The sequence below is a fragment of the Pseudoalteromonas sp. Z1A2 genome, assembly GCF_011378755.1.
Taxonomy (GTDB): domain Bacteria; phylum Pseudomonadota; class Gammaproteobacteria; order Enterobacterales; family Alteromonadaceae; genus Pseudoalteromonas; species Pseudoalteromonas distincta.
In genome coordinates this window covers 1-2,237 of record NZ_WTKX01000065.1, presented here as the reverse complement: position 1 = coordinate 2,237, position 2,237 = coordinate 1, and the positions used below count along the sequence as shown (strand labels likewise).

The 2,237-nt window shown below is 39.6% G+C and carries 2 protein-coding genes and 1 pseudogene; all 3 read left to right on the top strand.

Annotated features, from left to right (window positions below; genetic code table 11):
* Window positions 1-87: 87 nt before the first annotated feature.
* Window positions 88-498, top strand: a pseudogene (locus tag GQR47_RS20135) (EF-hand domain-containing protein); the annotation flags it as partial.
* Between the two features lie 151 nt (window positions 499-649).
* Window positions 650-1,240, top strand: a complete 591-nt coding sequence (gene scpB / locus GQR47_RS20130) for an SMC-Scp complex subunit ScpB (protein WP_002959713.1) — start codon at window positions 650-652, stop codon at window positions 1,238-1,240.
* Window positions 1,237-2,109, top strand: a complete 873-nt coding sequence (rluB, locus tag GQR47_RS20125) for a 23S rRNA pseudouridine(2605) synthase RluB (protein ID WP_024595359.1) — start codon at window positions 1,237-1,239, stop codon at window positions 2,107-2,109. The genes scpB and rluB overlap by 4 nt, the downstream gene beginning before the upstream one ends.
* Window positions 2,110-2,237 lie beyond the last annotated feature (128 nt).

The following is a 2,237-nucleotide window of genomic DNA, read 5'->3' as shown; positions in this document are numbered from 1 at the left end:
GCATCGATGGTATTGAGTGATCTTGATGGATGGTATTAGGTGATCAGCTTAGATAGTATTAGGTGATCGCGATGCATGAGAATATGCAACAGCGATGGCTACATCTCAAAAGTTGAAGCTGATGACGATAGCATTTGGGGCCATTTTTCAAATATTGATACCAATATGGATAACGAAATTAGCCGCAAAGAATTCAACACTTACATGAAGTTAAACAATGGTAAAGTAGCCACTGATTCTGAAGTAAGTGAGTCGGCATTTAAAGCTGAAATCGCTAAATTCGATAAAATTGAAAGCAGCTTTTCAAGCTTAGATAACGACAGTAATGGCTATATTTCGGTAGTTGAAGGTAACGATGATGATATTTCAAATCACTTTGGTTACATGGATAAAAACCAAGATAAGCGCATCAGTAAAAGCGAGTTTATGGGTTACATTAAAAAATACGGTAACGCGGTAGCTGAAGATGATGCATTAGAAGCCATTAAACACAGCTAATATTTGTTGTTTTAAAGAGTAAATTAAAAGCCAGTGATAATCACTGGCTTTTTTGTGTTTAAAATCTAGTTATTTAGTAGATATATTTTCCTAGTTTGGCGTTGTTCTGTCATAATAGATGGCTGTGTATTTTTATTTGTTAAGGGTGTGTATGGCTGGTCGGCGAATTAGTGATGAACAACTAGTTGAGATCATTGAAGCAGCTATTTTTGTTGCAGATAAGCCTGTGAGTAAACGCCACCTTAAAGATACTGTATTAATAGATTTAGCTATTTCTATGGCGCGAATAAACGACGCAATAGATACAATACAAGAACATTTTCAAACTCGTGGTATTCGCTTAGTTGAAGTTGGTAGCGGTTATCGTTTTCAGGCATGTAGTAGTTTAAGCCCTTGGTTAAATAACTTGTGGCAAGAACGCGCACCAAAATACTCGCGTGCTTTACTGGAAACATTATCACTTATTGCATATAGGCAGCCCATTACGCGCGGTGAAATTGAGCAAGTAAGGGGTGTTACTACGGGTTCGAATATTATTAAAACCCTACTCGAAAGAGAGTGGGTTAAAGTGGTAGGGCATAAAGAGGTTCCGGGTAAGCCGGCTTTATATGCAACTACTAAACAATTTTTAGATTATTTTTCGTTAACTGGACTTGAAAACTTACCTGCGCTGCCAACAGAGCAGCAAAGTAAAATTAACCAGTTATTGAGCGATCCTTCTGTGAGAGAACCATCCGAATGAGTATTATACAAGGTGAAAAGTTACAAAAAGTCTTAGCCCGTGCAGGCGTAGGCTCACGCCGTGAAATGGAAAAATACATTGATGCAAACCGCGTTAGTGTAAACGGTAAAGTGGCAAAGTTAGGAGACCGTGTTGAAGAAACCGATTTGATTCGTGTTGACGGGCACACTGTAAAGATTGAAGAAAAAGCAGATAGAATCTGTCGTGTGATTATGTATAACAAACCCGAAGGTGAGTTAAGCACACGTAAAGATCCAGAAGGGCGTCGTACAGTATTTGACCGACTTCCTCGTATTGATGGTGAGCGTTGGATTGCGGTTGGCCGATTAGACGTTAATACTTCGGGTTTGATGCTCTTTACTAATGATGGTGAATTAGCTAACCGCTTGATGCACCCAAGCTATGAAGTAGAGCGTGAATACTCTGCGCGTGTATTTGGTGAAGTAACCAATGAAACGGTTAAAAACTTACTACGTGGTGTTGAGCTTGAAGATGGTCCAGCCAAATTCACGACTGTAACCCCTATGGGTGGCGAAGGCGTTAACCGCTGGTTTAACGTAACGTTAAATGAAGGACGTAACCGTGAAGTACGTCGTTTATGGCAGTCTCAAGATGCGGAAGTATCTCGTCTTATTCGTATTCGTTACGGTAAACTAGAGCTTGATAAGCGCGTGCCACAAGGTGGTTGGATGGAGTATGATTTAGAAACAGTAAACTACTTACGCAAAACCGTTAAATTAGGGCGCGAGACACAAACTAAGCTTTCTGTTATGCCTGAAAAACGCAAAGATAAACGCGCTAAAATCAACCAGATCCGCAAAGCAGTTAAAAAACACAATCAACGTGTTAAGCCTACCAAACGTAAATAATAAATTAGTTATTTATTGCACACAAAAAAGCCGCTAATTGCTGTCTCTTGATCACAAGTCTGACTCAAGAGATTTTGCTAAATCGTAGCCTTCCAGGATGGCTTGTAACTTAAGCCATCCTTTCCATA